The 14,231-nt window shown below is 70.1% G+C and carries 14 protein-coding genes; all 14 read right to left on the reverse strand.

Annotation, left to right across the window (positions count from 1 at the left end):
• Positions 1-987: 987 nt before the first annotated feature.
• Complete coding sequence (locus A6A27_RS11790) at positions 988-1,443, reverse strand: DUF2550 domain-containing protein (protein WP_073834630.1); 456 nt, start codon at positions 1,441-1,443, stop codon at positions 988-990.
• A 12-nt stretch (positions 1,444-1,455) separates the two neighbouring features.
• Positions 1,456-1,734, reverse strand: a complete 279-nt coding sequence (locus A6A27_RS11795; protein ID WP_073834631.1) for a F0F1 ATP synthase subunit epsilon — start codon at positions 1,732-1,734, stop codon at positions 1,456-1,458.
• 133 nt (positions 1,735-1,867) lie between these two features.
• Positions 1,868-2,968, reverse strand: coding sequence for an LCP family protein (locus A6A27_RS11800; RefSeq protein WP_073834938.1), 1,101 nt, complete (start codon positions 2,966-2,968; stop codon positions 1,868-1,870).
• A 258-nt stretch (positions 2,969-3,226) separates the two neighbouring features.
• Positions 3,227-4,663, reverse strand: coding sequence for a F0F1 ATP synthase subunit beta (gene atpD, locus A6A27_RS11805; protein WP_073834632.1), 1,437 nt, complete (start codon positions 4,661-4,663; stop codon positions 3,227-3,229).
• Complete coding sequence (locus A6A27_RS11810) at positions 4,663-5,592, reverse strand: F0F1 ATP synthase subunit gamma (RefSeq protein WP_073834633.1); 930 nt, start codon at positions 5,590-5,592, stop codon at positions 4,663-4,665. The genes atpD and A6A27_RS11810 overlap by 1 nt, the downstream gene beginning before the upstream one ends.
• 2 nt (positions 5,593-5,594) lie before the next feature.
• Positions 5,595-7,247 carry a F0F1 ATP synthase subunit alpha gene (atpA, locus tag A6A27_RS11815; RefSeq protein ID WP_073834634.1) on the reverse strand — a complete coding sequence of 551 codons (1,653 nt, stop codon included), beginning with the start codon at positions 7,245-7,247 and terminating at the stop codon, positions 5,595-5,597.
• Positions 7,248-7,333: 86 nt separating this feature from the next.
• Entirely contained in the window at positions 7,334-8,155 is an 822-nt protein-coding gene (locus A6A27_RS11820) for a F0F1 ATP synthase subunit delta (RefSeq protein ID WP_073834635.1), read from the reverse strand.
• Positions 8,155-8,697 (reverse strand): F0F1 ATP synthase subunit B, encoded by a 543-nt coding sequence (locus A6A27_RS11825; protein WP_073834636.1) that lies wholly within the window; start codon positions 8,695-8,697, stop codon positions 8,155-8,157. The genes A6A27_RS11820 and A6A27_RS11825 overlap by 1 nt, the downstream gene beginning before the upstream one ends.
• Positions 8,698-8,724: 27 nt before the next feature.
• The gene (locus tag A6A27_RS11830; protein WP_073834637.1) at positions 8,725-8,961 is read right to left on the reverse strand and encodes an ATP synthase F0 subunit C; all 237 of its coding nucleotides are present in this window, start codon (positions 8,959-8,961) and stop codon (positions 8,725-8,727) included.
• A 66-nt stretch (positions 8,962-9,027) separates the two neighbouring features.
• Entirely contained in the window at positions 9,028-9,825 is a 798-nt protein-coding gene (atpB, locus tag A6A27_RS11835) for a F0F1 ATP synthase subunit A (RefSeq protein ID WP_073834638.1), read from the reverse strand.
• An 11-nt stretch (positions 9,826-9,836) separates the two neighbouring features.
• Positions 9,837-10,073, reverse strand: a complete 237-nt coding sequence (locus tag A6A27_RS11840) for an AtpZ/AtpI family protein (protein ID WP_073834639.1) — start codon at positions 10,071-10,073, stop codon at positions 9,837-9,839.
• A 192-nt stretch (positions 10,074-10,265) separates the two neighbouring features.
• Positions 10,266-10,697 carry a hypothetical protein gene (locus A6A27_RS11845; RefSeq protein ID WP_073834640.1) on the reverse strand — a complete coding sequence of 144 codons (432 nt, stop codon included), beginning with the start codon at positions 10,695-10,697 and terminating at the stop codon, positions 10,266-10,268.
• Positions 10,690-12,006 (reverse strand): serine hydroxymethyltransferase, encoded by a 1,317-nt coding sequence (glyA, locus tag A6A27_RS11850; protein WP_073834641.1) that lies wholly within the window; start codon positions 12,004-12,006, stop codon positions 10,690-10,692. Before glyA ends, A6A27_RS11845 begins: the two co-directional genes overlap by 8 nt.
• A 45-nt stretch (positions 12,007-12,051) precedes the next feature.
• Positions 12,052-14,166: a transglycosylase domain-containing protein gene (locus A6A27_RS11855; protein ID WP_073834642.1), complete on the reverse strand. Its 2,115-nt coding sequence runs from the start codon at positions 14,164-14,166 to the stop codon at positions 12,052-12,054.
• Between the last annotated feature and the right edge of the window lie 65 nt (positions 14,167-14,231).

Consider the following 14,231-nt stretch of genomic DNA (forward strand, 5'->3'; position numbering starts at 1 on the left):
CGCGGCGCCGGGACCATATCCAACGACCGGCGGCCCACCAACATTCCGGGCCCGACCACCCCACCACACCGGGCGGCTTCCTCGGTCGCGAGTCATCTACAACGACCGGCGGCCCGCCAACATTCCGGGCCTGGCCGACCCCGCCTCGCGGGGGCATCGGTCGCGTGGTTCACGTGCAACGACCGGCGGCCCATCCGTCATTCCGACCCGGGTCCTGGCGACCCTGATCGCGGGGCACCTTCCTCGGCCGCGCACCCGTGTTCAACGACCCCCGGCCGCCCACCATTCCCGGCCCAGGACCCCGGCCGTCACCCGCAAACCGGACACCACCCACCACAACCCCCGGCCAAGTGACCGATCCCGTCCGTTGATCCACTCCAGATCCCGCAAACGGCGGCATCCAGCACCCACGACACCACCACATACCGCACACGAAGTCGATCACCACGCCCTGCCCAACGAGGCGACCCTTTCGGGGAAAGCGGCCCCTCAGAGCGCCGTGAGGGCCCACCTTCGGCGAAAGCGCGACCTGAGCACACACGGCGGACCGACGACAGGCCAGCCAGGACCGGCCAACCAGGGCGAGCCCCAGCCCACACCCCCGGGCACGAACCACGCAGCCACCACAAGCCGAACGGAAAACCGACGGACACCGGCCGCGAACCACGCAGGCCGCCACATCCGGACGGCGCAGGACCACGACGCGGGTGTGGCCCGCCGTGACCGGCGCAGGGATCAAGCCTGACCGCCCGGAGCCGGGCACGGCGGGCCACACCCGCGCACCGCAACCAAAGTCAGCAGCCACTCACGACGGGTGCACGGTGGGCCACACCCGCACACCGCGACCACAGTCGGCAGCGACCCATGACGGGGCACGGCGGGCCACACCGCGACCACAGCCGGCAGCCACTTACGACGGGTGCACCGCGGGCCGCACCCCAAGAGCGACCAGAAACCGGACCCGCCGCGACCACCCGAGGCGGCGGCTCAGGCGGCGGGCCAGTCCTGGGAGGCCAGACGCGGCGAGACCGCCCCGGGCGGGGCGGCCTCGAGCCAGGAGAGGAAGCCGGTGACCGTGGATCGCGCCATGGCGATCTCCACCGGTGCGTGGTTGCTGGTACAGCGCAGGATCACCCAGTCGGCCGGCATGGAGAACCGTTCCTGCCCCTCGGGCAGCCGGCGGCGCTCCACGGCGAGCCGCTTACGGGAGAGCACCCGCTTGGGCCGCAGGGCGAAGCTGAACATGCGGTACCAGCGAAGTTCGTCACCGACGAAACGGCCGAAGCCGGGTGACCAGCCTCGGCCGTCAAGGATCGTGGAGACCCGGACACTGAGCCGGATGATGCCTCCGCTGCGGGTGAACAGGGCCCGCCGAACGAAGAGGATCAGAAGCGCGGCGAGCACGACCGCGACGCCGATTCCGATCCCTTCCACGATCTCCATCGGCGGGTCGGCTCAGCGCGCCGGGGTGGCGGGGGTTGCGCTCTCGGCGAGGACGGTGACGCCCGCACCGGTCACCGACAGGAAGCCGCCGGCGACGTCGTACGCGAGCTGCTGGCCGCCGGCCTGCTTGATGCGTACCTGGCTGGGCTCCGCGAGCTGGCCGAGCAGGGGCGCGTGCCCCGCCAGCACACCCAGCTCACCTTCGGTCGTCCGGGCGACGACCATCTCGGCCTCGCCGGACCAGACCTTCTCCTCGACGGCTACGAGCTCGACGTGAAGCTGCTGTGCCACGCTGTCTCCTTGCTGCGGCGGCGGATTGCCGAAAGTCTAGTCGCGGCCCGGAGCGCCACCCAACGCGGGTGGCGAGAGCTGCGCCACGTCACGGCAACGGCCCCGGCACCCGCCGGGTCCGTTGGCGCTCAGGTTAGCTGGTCTTCTGCTTGAACTCGGGGTGCTCCAGCATGAACGCGTCGATCTGTTCGTTGCCGAGCGCCGCGAAGAAGTCGTCGGCCGCCGGGAGCAGCCGCTCCCCCTTGTACGCCGAGCCGGTGCCGATGTTCGCGCCCGGCAGCTTGATCATCTGGATGGAGTCCGCGCGGATGTTCTTCAGAGCGAGCGCGAAGTCGACCACGCTGTTGCCGCGACCGTTGAAGATGAGCGACTCCCCGGCGGCACGCAGCACCTTGTCCAGCTTCACCGGGTTGGTCACCACGTCGGCGCTGAACGCCTGGCTCACCATCGCCTTGATGAACTGCTGCTGGTGCCGCTGCCGGCCGTAGTCGGCGTCCGGCACGCCGTTCTTCGGGTAGCGCTGCCGCACGTAGTCCAGCGCCTGCCAGCCCTTGAGGTGGGCGTTGCCCTTCTTGTACTCGGCCTGCGGGCCGAGGTAGCCGCCGCCGCCCGGCTTGAGCTGGCGCATGCTGCCGTCGGGCTGGCGGTGCTCCGACTTCACGTCCCGCTCGATGTACATGTCGACGCCGCCCATCGCGTCAACGATCTTCCGGAAGCCGGTGAAGTTGATGATCGCGCCGGCGTCGAAGCGCTTGATCCCGGTGACCTGCTGGACGGTATTCGCGAGCAGTTCGAAGCCCTGGGCGGGTTCTGGGTTCCGCCCCGACACCACGCTGCCGTGCGACATCGCCGCGTTCAGCCGGTCGGTGCCGCCCGGGTAGTCCGCCTTCGGGAAGGCCGGGATGTCGACCCGCAGGTCGCGCGGCAGCGAGAAGAGATAGGCCCGGTCGAGGCCGGCCGGCACGTGCAGGACCATGATCGAGTCGGACAGCGGCCGGGTCTCCGGATTGCGCGGGTCGATGCCGACCAGCAGGATGTTCAGCGGGCCTTTGATGTTGCTCTTCTTCTCGGTGGCGCCGGCCGCCTGGTCGCCGAAGAGGTCCCCCTTGCCGACCGCGCCCTCGTAGCGGGCCACCAGCGCGTGGTAGCCCACCAGCACGCTGCCGCTGAGCACCATGAGGACCACGCCGAAGATGGTGCACACCCGGGCCCAGCGCGGCACGCCTCGCCACATGGACCGCTTGCCGCCGCGACCGCCGGCCTTAGCCACGAGCTTCTCCAATCGTCGCGCCCACGACTGGTAGACGGGCGGGCGGGTCCGTTTCGTTGCGAGAGATCAACGTTGATGACGTGAAGTCGTGTCACGAACGGTACCGCGCGGTCGAGCGAGCCGCGTGCCGGGCAACTGGACAGCTGGTATGGGCCGGGCCTGAACAGGCGGAGGCCGCCCCGACATCTGTCGGGGCGGCCTCCGTGGACTGTGGCAAGGGTCTCAGCCCTCCATCAGCTCCTTGGCCTTGCGCTCCAGGTCCTCAAGACCGCCGCACATGAAGAAGGCCTGCTCGGGGAAGTGGTCGTACTCGCCCTCGCTGATCTTCTTGAACGCCTCGATGGTCTCCTTGATCGCGACCGTCGAGCCCGGCACGCCGGTGAACTGCTCGGCGGCGTAGGTGTTCTGCGACAGGAAGCGCTCGATCCGCCGGGCCCGCTGCACGGTGATCTTGTCTTCCTCGGAGAGCTCCTCGATACCGAGGATGGCGATGATGTCCTGCAGGTCCTTGTAGCGCTGCAGGATCCGCTTCACCTCGGTGGCCACCTGGAAGTGCTCCTGGCCGACGAACTCCGGGGCGAGGATCCGGGACGAGGACGCCAGCGGGTCCACGGCCGGGTAGATGCCCTTGTCGGAGATCGACCGCTCCAGGTTGGTGGTCGCGTCCAGGTGGGCGAACGTGGTGGCCGGCGCCGGGTCGGTGTAGTCGTCGGCGGGCACGTAGATCGCCTGCATCGAGGTGATGGCCTGGCCCCGGACGGAGGTGATCCGCTCCTGGAGCTCGCCCATCTCGTCGGCCAGGGTCGGCTGGTAACCCACGGCGCTCGGCATGCGGCCGAGCAGCGTGGAGACCTCGGAACCGGCCTGCGTGAAGCGGAAGATGTTGTCGATGAAGAGCAGCACCTCCTGCTTCTGCACGTCGCGGAAGTACTCCGCCATGGTGAGCGCGGAGAGGGCGACCCGCAGCCGGGTGCCCGGCGGCTCGTCCATCTGGCCGTAGACCAGCGCGGTCTTTTCGATGACGCCGGACTCGGTCATCTCGGCGATGAGGTCGTTGCCCTCGCGGGTGCGCTCACCCACGCCGGCGAAGACCGAGGTACCACCGAAGTTCCGGGCAACGCGGGTGATCATCTCCTGGATGAGCACCGTCTTGCCCACGCCGGCGCCGCCGAACAGGCCGATCTTGCCACCCTTGACGTACGGGGCGAGCAGGTCGATGACCTTGATGCCGGTCTCCAGCATCTCGGTCTTCGGCTCCAGGTCCGCGAAGGCCGGGGCCTTGCGGTGGATCTGCCAGTGGTCGTCCGGGTTGAGCGTCTCGCCCTCGGTGAGGTTGAGGCACTCGCCGATCGCGTTGAACACGTGGCCCTTGACCGTGTCGCCGACCGGCACGCTGATCGGCGAGCCGGTGTCCCGCACCTCGGTGCCGCGCACCAGGCCGTCGGTCGGCTGCATCGAGATGGCGCGGACCAGGTTGTCACCCAGGTGCTGGGCGACCTCCAGGGTCAGCGTCTTCTCGCCGCCGGACAGGGTCACGTCGACGTGCAGGGCGTTGAACAGATCCGGCATGGCGTCGCGCGGGAACTCGGCGTCGACGACCGGGCCGATGACCCGGACCACGCGACCCGTGGCCGTCTTGGTCTCTACTGGGGCAGTCATCACACTTCACTTCCCGACGCGGCGAGCGCGTTCGCGCCGCCGACGATCTCACTGATCTCCTGGGTGATCCCGGCCTGGCGGGCCGTGTTCATCTCACGCGTGTACTTCTCGATCATCTCTTCGGCGTTGTCGGTGGCGCTCTTCATCGCCCGCCGCCGAGCCGCCGACTCGCTGGCCGCCGACTCCAGCAACGCCGCGTAGATCCGCGTGTTGATGTACTTCGGCAGCAGCGCGTCGAGCAGCGCCTCCGCCTCCGGCTCGAACTCGTACGCCGGGAGCAGACCCTCGGACCGCGGCCGGTCCTCGACCTGCATCGGGCCGATGATCCGCGTGACCGGCGTCTGGGTCATCAGGGACTTGAACTCGGTGTAGACGATGTGCAGCTCGTCGATGCCGAGGACGCCGTCGGGCCCGGCCCCGCCATCCACGTCGTCCGCGCCGGCCGTGAACGCCTTGATCAGCGTCTCGCCCACCTCGCGGGCGTCGGAGAAGTTCGGCTGCTCCGAGAAGCCGGTCCAGCTCGCCGCGATGTCCCGGTTGCGGAACCGGTAGAAGGTCACGCCCTTGCGACCGATGACGTAGAGCACGGGCTCCTTACCGTCGGCCTTGAGCCGGGCGATCAGCGACTCCGCGGTCCTGATCGCGTTGGAGCTGTACCCACCGGCCAGACCGCGGTCGCTGGTGATCAGCAGGACGCCCGCCCGCCGCACCCGCTCACGCGGGGTGAGCAGCGGGTGGTCGATCCGCGCGTTCGACGCCAGCGCCGTGAGCACGTCCGTGATCGCCTTGGCGTACGGCAGGGACGCCTCCACCCGCGCCTGGGCCTTGGCGATGCGGCTCGTCGCGACGAGCTCCATCGCCTTGGTGATCTTCTTCATCGACTTCGCCGAGCGGATCCGTTGACGAAGAACGCGAACCTGGGCGGCCATCGTCAGCTCTCAGCCGGGCGGTCGGTCGAGCCCTCGCGGAAGCGGGTCACCGTCTCGCGGGTCTCCTCGCCCTCCAGCGGCTTGGCCGGGGCCTCGTTGATCCGGACCTCGTCCTCCTTGCCGAGGAAGAGCTGCTTGAACTCGGTGATGGCCGAGTCCAGCGAGCCGATGATCTCGTCGTCCCACTTGTTGTCGGCGATCGCGGCCAGGACGCCCTCGTGCTTGTGCCGGAGGTACTGCAGGAACTCCGACTCGAAGCGCTTGATCTCGCCGACCGGGATGTCGTCCAGCTTGCCCTCGGTGCCGGCCCACACGGAGACGACCTGCTCCTGCACCGGGTACGGCGAGTAGTTCGCCTGCTTGAGCAGCTCGACCAGGCGGGAGCCGCGCTCGAGCTGGGCGCGGGAGGCCTTGTCCAGGTCGGAGGCGAAGGCGGCGAACGCCTCCAGCTCGCGGAACTGGGCCAGGTTGAGCCGGAGCGAACCGGCGACCTTCTTCATCGGCTTCACCTGGGCGGCGCCACCGACCCGGGAGACCGAGGTGCCGACGTTGATCGCCGGCCGGACGCCCTGGTTGAACAGGTCGGTCTCGAGGAAGATCTGGCCGTCGGTGATCGAGATGACGTTGGTGGGGATGAACGCCGAGATGTCGTTCGCCTTGGTCTCGATGATCGGCAGACCGGTCATCGAGCCGCCACCCAGCTCGTCGGAGAGCTTGGCGCAGCGCTCCAGCAGCCGGGAGTGCAGGTAGAAGACGTCACCCGGGTACGCCTCGCGGCCCGGCGGGCGGCGCAGCAGCAGCGACACGGCCCGGTACGCCTCGGCCTGCTTGCTCAGGTCGTCGAAGACGATCAGGACGTGCTTGCCGCCGTACATCCAGTGCTGGCCGATGGACGAGCCGGTGTACGGGGCGAGGTACTTGAAGCCGGCCGGGTCCGAGGCCGGGGAGGCGACGATGGTGGTGTATTCCATCGCGCCCGCCTCCTCCAGCGTCCCCTTGATCGAGGCGATGGTGGAGGCCTTCTGGCCGACGGCGACGTAGATGCAGCGAACCTGCTTCTTCGGGTCGCCGGAGCGCCAGTTGTCCCGCTGGTTGAGGATGGTGTCCAGGGCGACCGTGGTCTTGCCGGTCTTCCGGTCACCGATGATCAGCTGACGCTGGCCACGGCCGATCGGGGTCATGGCGTCGACGGCCTTGAGGCCGGTCTGCAGCGGCTCGTCGACCGACTTGCGGGACATCACGTTCGGGGCCTGGAGCTCCAGCTCACGGTAGCCCTCGTTCGGGATGTCACCGAGGCCGTCGATCGGCTGGCCGAGCGCGTTGACCACGCGGCCGAGGAAGGCGTCGCCGACCGGGACGGAGAGCACCCGGCCGGTGCGCTTGACGCGCTGCCCTTCCTCGATACCGCCGAAGTCACCGAGGACGACGACACCGATCTCCCGGACGTCGAGGTTCAGCGCCACGCCGAGCGTGCCGTCCTCGAACTCCAGGAGCTCGTTGGTCATGGTCGAGGGCAGACCCTCGACGTGGGCGATGCCGTCGCCGGCGTCGGCGACGGTGCCGACCTCCTCACGGGAGACGTCGGCCGTGTAGGAGGAGACGTAGCGCTCCAGGGCGCCGCGGATCTCCTCCGTCGAGATGGTCAGCTCGGCCATCCTCTGCTTCCTTCAAGTATCAGGGGCCCGGGATACCTAGTACCGACCGGTCCGATGGCGTCGAATCAGGGCTGCGGAGGCGCTGGTCAGCGCTTCGCGAGCGCGTTACGGGTCTCGTTGAGGCGGCGCAGGACGGTGCCGTCGTACAGGTCGGAGCCGACCCGCACGCTCACCCCACCGAGCACCTCCGGGTTAACCGTCTGCTTGACGGAAACCTCTCGACCGTACATCGCGGAGAGGCGGGCACCGAGGCGTCGCTCCTCCTCGTCACTCAGCGGGGCCGCCACGGTCACGTACGCGACCTGACGGTCCCGCCGGTCGGCGGCCAGCTCCACCAGCCGGGTGAGCGCCCCGATGAAGGAGCGCCCCCCGAAGCCGGCCAGCGCGGCCTCGACGAGACGGACGGTGACCGGCCGGGCCTTGCCGGCGAGCAGCTCGCGGGCCAGGGTGGCCCGCCGCTCGGCCGAGGCCATCGGATCGGAGAGCGCGTTGGACAGCTCGGCGGAAGCGGAGACGACCTGGCCGAAACGGAACAGCTCGTCCTCGACCTCGCCCAGCTCGCCGGCCTTGTCGGCGCCCGCCAGGAGCGCCTCGACGCCGAGCCGCTCGGTGCCGTCGAGCAGTTCCGACGGCGCCGACCAGCGGCCGGAGACCAGCGCGGTGAGCAGGTCGAGTGCGTCCGCGCCGACCTTGCCGCTCAGGATGCCCGTGAGCAGGCCGGCGCGGTCCTCACCCGGACGCGCCGGGTCGGACAGCGCCCGGCGCAGCCGCGGCTCGCGCCGCAGCAGGGCGGCGACGGAGAGGATGTCGTCGGCGGTGGAGGCCACCGCCGACGGCTCCGTGCCGCGGGCGTACGCGTCGAGGCGCTCGGCCGCGACCTTGTACGACTCCCGGCTGGCGGCCTGCATCAGCGGGCCCCCGCGCTCTCGAGACCGCTCAGGAACCGGTCGACGGTGCCCTTGCGACGCGCCTCGTCGGCGAGCGACTCACCGACGATCTTGCTGGCCAGGTCCACCGCGATCGTGCCGACCTCGGCGCGGAGCTCGCGCACGATGGTGGCCCGCTCGGCGGCAAGCTGCTCCTTGCCGGCCGCGATGATCCGGTCGGACTCCTCCCGCGCCTTGGCGAGGATGTCCTGGCGGATCCCCTCGGCGTCGGCCCGGGCGTCGTCGCGGATCTTGGCGGCGTCGGTCCGGGCCTCGGCCAGCTGCGCGCGGTACTGCTCGAGCAGCTTGTTGGCCTCGGCCTGGGCGGCCTCGGCCCGCTTGATGCCACCCTCGATCGCGTCGACCCGGGCCTGGAACGTCTGCTCCATGCGGGGGAAGACGAACTTCATCAGCACGACGCAGAGCAGGATGAAGGCGATACCACCGACCACGAGTTCCTGCCAGGCAGGAAGGATCGGGTTGTGGTCCGCCGCACCACCACCCTCAGCGGCGAGGTAGAACATGGGAAACCTCCCGGTCTAAGGGCGGGATCAGGAGAGGGTGCCCTGCCAGATGAAGCCGAAGGCGATGCCCAGCAGCGCGAGCGCCTCGATGACGGCGAAGCCGATCCAGACGTACGGCAGGGTCATCCGGGACGACTCCGGCTGCCGGGCGGTCGACTGGATGTAGGCGCTGAAGACCAGGCCGACGCCGATACCGGGACCGATGGCGGCGAGGCCGTAGCCGATGGCGGCGGTGCTGCCGGAAACCGCGGCGAGAACGTCCATGGGTTTGGTTCCTCCTGGATATCACGCGTGACGATCACGCGGGACGACAACGGTTGGTGCGGTGGATCAGTGCTCTTCGGCGAGCGCGCCCTGCACGTAGCTGGCGGTCAGCACGGTGAAGACGTATGCCTGCAGGACGATCACCAGGAATTCGAGGAAGGTGAGCGCGATGGTCATCACCCAGGACAGCACCGAGACCGGCGCCAGCCAGGCGTTCGCGCTGATCATCGCGAAACCGCCCAGCGTGAAGACCAGCAGGAGCATGTGGCCCGCGAACATGTTCGCGAAAAGACGGACGGCCAGCGAGAAGGGCCGGACCAGGAAAGTCGAGAAGAACTCGATCGGGATCAGCAGCGGCAGGATGTACCAGGGCGCCGGCGGGACGAGCGAGTTCTTGAAGTACTTCACGAAGCCGTGGTGCCGGATGCCGACGTAGTTGAACATCACGTAGGTGATCGCGGCGAGGAGCGCCGGGAACGCGATGTGCGAGTTCGGCGAGATCTGGAAGAACGGGACGATCGCGAAGAAGTTCGTCAGCAGAATGAAGCAGAACAGCGTGGTGAAGTACGGCGCGAACCGGACCCCCGCGTGCCCGATCATGTCGACCGCGATGTTGTTCCGCACGAAGCCGTAGATCGACTCGGCGAACCACTGCTTCTTCGTCGGCACGAGCTGCGGGTTCCGGTAGCTCGCCAGGAAGAAGATGATCAGGATGCCGACGGCGATCCAGACCATCGCGGTGATCTTCGTGAACCAGAAACTGTTCTCCGCACCCCAGGGCAGGATGCTGGGCAGGTAGAAATCCGACACGCTGGGTGGGAATTCCGCCTGGCCCTGAGCCAGGACGTTCGCCTGTCCGAACACCGCGTCCCTTCCTAAGTAGGTGTACCGAGTCGACGGACGACCAGGATGATCCCCCCGGCCATGCCGAGCACGACACCGATCCCGGTGGCGATGCCCCCGGTGTCGAGCCAGTGGTCGACCAGCCAGCCGATGAAACCCCAGACGAGCATGCCCCCGATGAGGTACGAGAGCGCCGTCCAACCCTGACCGGCACCGGACGGATAGTCGCCCGGGCCGCCAGCGCTGGGGGGTTTCTGGTCACCGGCCATGACGGGGCGAACGATATCAGTCGAGAAGACGAGGCTGTGCCTCACCCCCCGCACAACCTGGTTGTGTGGGACACGGGTGGGCGAAGTCGTCTGGAGGCACGCTACTCCCCTTCCGCCACTGAGAGAATGACCGATCGCGGACACGTCGGCGCGCCGTCCGAAAGGTGGGACGGCGCGCCGGACCTCCGCGGGTCAGCGCCGGGACCGCCGGGCGTGGACAGTGGTCAACCACCAGATGTGCACCGCGGTCCAGACCAGCACGCCGGCGGCGATGCCGAGGCAGAACGGGATCAGCCCCGGCCAGCCGGTCGAGGCGACTCCCACCATCACCGCCCCGAGCAGGGTCATCTTGGCGACGTACGCGCCGAGCCCGAAGGGCAGCACGAGCTGGGGGTCGCGGGCGTCGGCCCAGGCCAACGCGACCGTGGTGAGCGTGTAGCTGAGCGCGGTGACGGCCACCCCGGCCGCCGCACCGAGCGCGCCGTCCACGCCCCGGGTCACCCCGCCGACCACCCCGGCCGCCGCGGCCAGCACCGCCGTCGAGATCAGCAGGACCGGGAGGTGGCGCAGTCGCCAGCCGCGGTCCTCGAGCGCCTCCGCCGCGCGGGTCCCCGGCTCAGCCACGGGGGTACGCCGGGAAGGCGGTGACCAGCTCGGTCACGTCGGCGGCGGTCCGGGCCAGCTCGTCCGCGCCGCCCGGGGCCGCCGGATCGGTGCGGACCGCCCGGGCGATCAGCGTGGCGATCCGCCGCATCTCGCCCTCCCGCATGCCCTGGGTGGTGACGCTCGGTGTGCCCACCCGGATGCCGGAGGCCACCATCGGCTTCTGCGGATCGTACGGGACGGCGTTCTTGTTCAATGTGATGTTGGCCGCGTCGCAGCGCGCCTCGGCGTCCGCCCCGGTCACCCCGACCTCGCGCAGGTCGATCAGCGCGAGGTGGGTGTCGGTGCCGCCGGAGACCGGCCGCATCCCCTCGGCGGCCAGCCCGTCGGCCAGCGCCTGGGCGTTGCTCACCACCTGGGCGGCGTACGCCCGGAACTCGGACTGGGCGGCCTCGCGCAGCGCGACCGCCTTGGCGGCGACGGCGTGCATCAGCGGGCCGCCCTGGGTGAACGGGAAGACCGCCTTGTCGATCCGGGCGGCCAGCGACTCCCGGCAGAGGATCATGCCGCCGCGCGGGCCGCGCAGCGTCTTGTGGGTGGTGGCGCAGACGACGTCGGCGTACGGCACCGGGGACGGGACCGCCCGGCCGGCGACCAGCCCGATGAAGTGCGCCGCGTCCACCATCAGGTACGCGTCGACCTCGTCGGCGATCTCCCGGAACCGGACGAAGTCGATCAGCCGCGGGTACGCCGTCGCGCCGCAAATGATCATCTTCGGCCGGTGCGCCCTGGCCAGGTCGCGTACCTCGTCGTAGTCGATCAGCTCGGTGTCCCGCCGGACCGTGTAGCTGACCGGGTGGAACCACTTGCCGGAGAAGTTCACCCGGCTGCCGTGGGTGAGGTGGCCGCCGTGCGGCAGGTCCATCGCCAGCACGGTGTCGCCCGGCTGCACCAGGGCGGCGTACGCGGCCAGGTTGGCGCTGGCCCCGGAGTGCGGCTGGAGGTTGGCGTGCTCGGCCCCGAAGAGCTCCCGGGCCCGGGCGATGCCGATCTCCTCGGCCCGGTCCACCTCGGCGCAGCCGCCGTAGTAGCGCCGGCCCGGGTAACCCTCGGCGTACTTGTTGGTCAGCGTGGAGCCGAGGGCCGCCAGCACCGCCGGGGAGGTGAGGTTCTCGCTGGCGATGAGTTGCAGGCCGCCGCGCAGCCGTGCCAACTCCCCCAGCACCACCCCGGCGATCTCCGGGTCCTCGGTGCTGAGCTGCTGGAAGTCCGGCCCCCAGAACGTGTCTCTGGTGTTCTCCACAGCGTAGGAGTCTACGGAGCCCCGCATCGGGAGCTGTGGCATGCCTCGGCACCGGAGCCACGGGCCACCCGGTCAGTTCCCCGAGCGGGGGCTGGTGCGCTCGAAGGCGACGGTCTGGCTGGGCGGGACGAAGTCGCGCACCGGCTGGTCGCGCAGCGCGTACGCCAGCACCCGGCCCACCGCGGCGATCTGCCGGGTCTGCACCCCACCGCCGACGGCGTCCCGGGGATTGTCCGGGTTCGCCGCGATGGTGGCGACGGCGAGCTGCGGGGTGAAGGCGACCACCGTCTCGGTCTCGTTCCGCTCCGCGCTGCCGGTCTTGCCGGCCACCGGCCGGTTCAGCCCCGGCGCCAGTTCCTCGGCGGTGCCGCCGTCGCAACGGCGGTACATCGACTGGTCGCCGACCGGACAGCGGGCCGCGTCCGCCGCCGCCCGGGCCACCTCCGTGTCGAGCGCCTGCCGGCAGTCCGGGTTCCCGGCGGCCAGCTTCCGTCCCGAGCTGTCGGTGATCGAGGCGACCGGGGTGGGCCGGCACCAGACGCCCTCGGCCGCCACCGTCGCGTACGCGTTGGCCAGGTCCAGCGGGGTGGTGGCGACGACGCCCAGGGTGAACGGACCCCAGCTCTTCGCCCCCTCGCGAGCCAGCCGGGCATCGTCGGCCGCGCGCAGCACGATGCCGAGCCGCTCGGCCATCTCCACCACCCGGTCCGCGCCCACCTGCTCGGTCAGCCAGGCGAAGTACGTGTTCACCGACCGGCCGAACGCGCTCCACATGGTGCGCCGGCCGTCCATCCAGTCCGGGTTGGCGTTGGCCGGGCACCAGTGGCCGCCGCAGGCGGCCGGTCCGGGTCCGGTGGCGTAGCGGGTGACGTAGACCGCCGGGGCGTCGAACTCGGTGTCCAGCGGCAGCCCGGACTCCAGTCCGGCGAGCAGCGTGAAGAGCTTGAACGTCGACCCGGCCTGGTAGCCGACGATGCCGCCGCCACCGGCGATGAGCTGGTTGACGGTGTTCGGGTAGTTCTTCTGCCCGTCCGGGTTCGCGGCCACGCTGTAGTTCCGGTTCACCGCCATGGCCAGCACCCGACCGGTGCCCGGCTGGACCACGGCGGTCGGCGCGGCCCGTTTGTTGGTGACCGGGTAGATCTCCAGCACCTGCTCGGTGGTCTTGCGCTGCACGTTCGGGTCGAGCGAGGAGACGATCGAGAAGCCGCCGCGCCGGAGGGTGCGCTGCCGCTCCTCCGCGGACGCCCCGAAGGACGGCTGGCTGTTCCACCACTGGGTGAACCAGTCGCAGAAGAAGCCCCAGTCGTTGTGGTCCTTCGAGATCGCCGTGCAGTCGTTCGGGGTGGCGCTGGGCTTCAGGGCGAGCTGCTCGGCCTTCGCCCGGGCGGCGTCCTCGGCCGACACCTGGCCGGTCTCCAACATCCGGTCCAGCACGTACGCCCGGCGGTCCAGGGCCGCGTCGGCGTCCCCGTTGATCGGGTCGTCGCTGTCCGGCGAACGGACCAGCCCGGCGAGCAGTGCCGCCTGGGCCAGCGTCAGCTTGGCCGGGGTGGTGGAGAAGTAGCGCTTGCTGGCCGCGCCGACGCCGTACGCCCCGGCGCCGAAGTACGCGATGTTCAGGTAGCGGCTGAGGATCTCGTCCTTGCTCAGCTCCCGCTCCAGGGCCAGCGCGTACCGCATCTCGCGGATCTTGCGGCCCGCGGTGACCTCGGTGGCCCGGGCCCGCTGCGCCTCGGTCAGCCGGGGATCGCTGGCCAGCGCGTTGCGGACGTACTGCATGGTCAGCGTCGAGGCGCCCTGCCGGGTTCCGCCCTCCCGCTGGTTGACGGTGAAGGCCCGCACCACGCCGCGCACGTCGACGCCGTGGTGCTGGTAGAACCGGACGTCCTCGGCGGCCACGATGGCCTGCCGCATCACCGGCGCCACCTCGGCGGCCGGCACGTCCATCCGGTCCTCGACGTAGAACGAGGTGATCAGGGTACGGCCGTCGTTGGCGTAGAGGTTGGAGCGCTGGGCCGGTTCCGGCGTCCGCAGCGACTGCGGCAGCTCGGCGTAGGGCACCAGCCCCTTGAAGCCGAGCCCGAAGACCAGCGCGGCCGGCAGCGCGGCCGCCGCCAGGGCCAACCCGGCGAGCACGCCGGCGAGCAGGATGGTGAACAGCTTGTCGAGATGGACCCGGTTCATCAGCTCTCCCCGCAGGAGCCGGCTGTACGAGACCCATTCAGAATGACGCGAATAGGGCCTTTCGC

This window comes from Micromonospora sp. CB01531 (assembly GCF_001905095.1).
In the GTDB taxonomy this organism is placed as follows: Bacteria; Actinomycetota; Actinomycetes; order Mycobacteriales; family Micromonosporaceae; genus Micromonospora.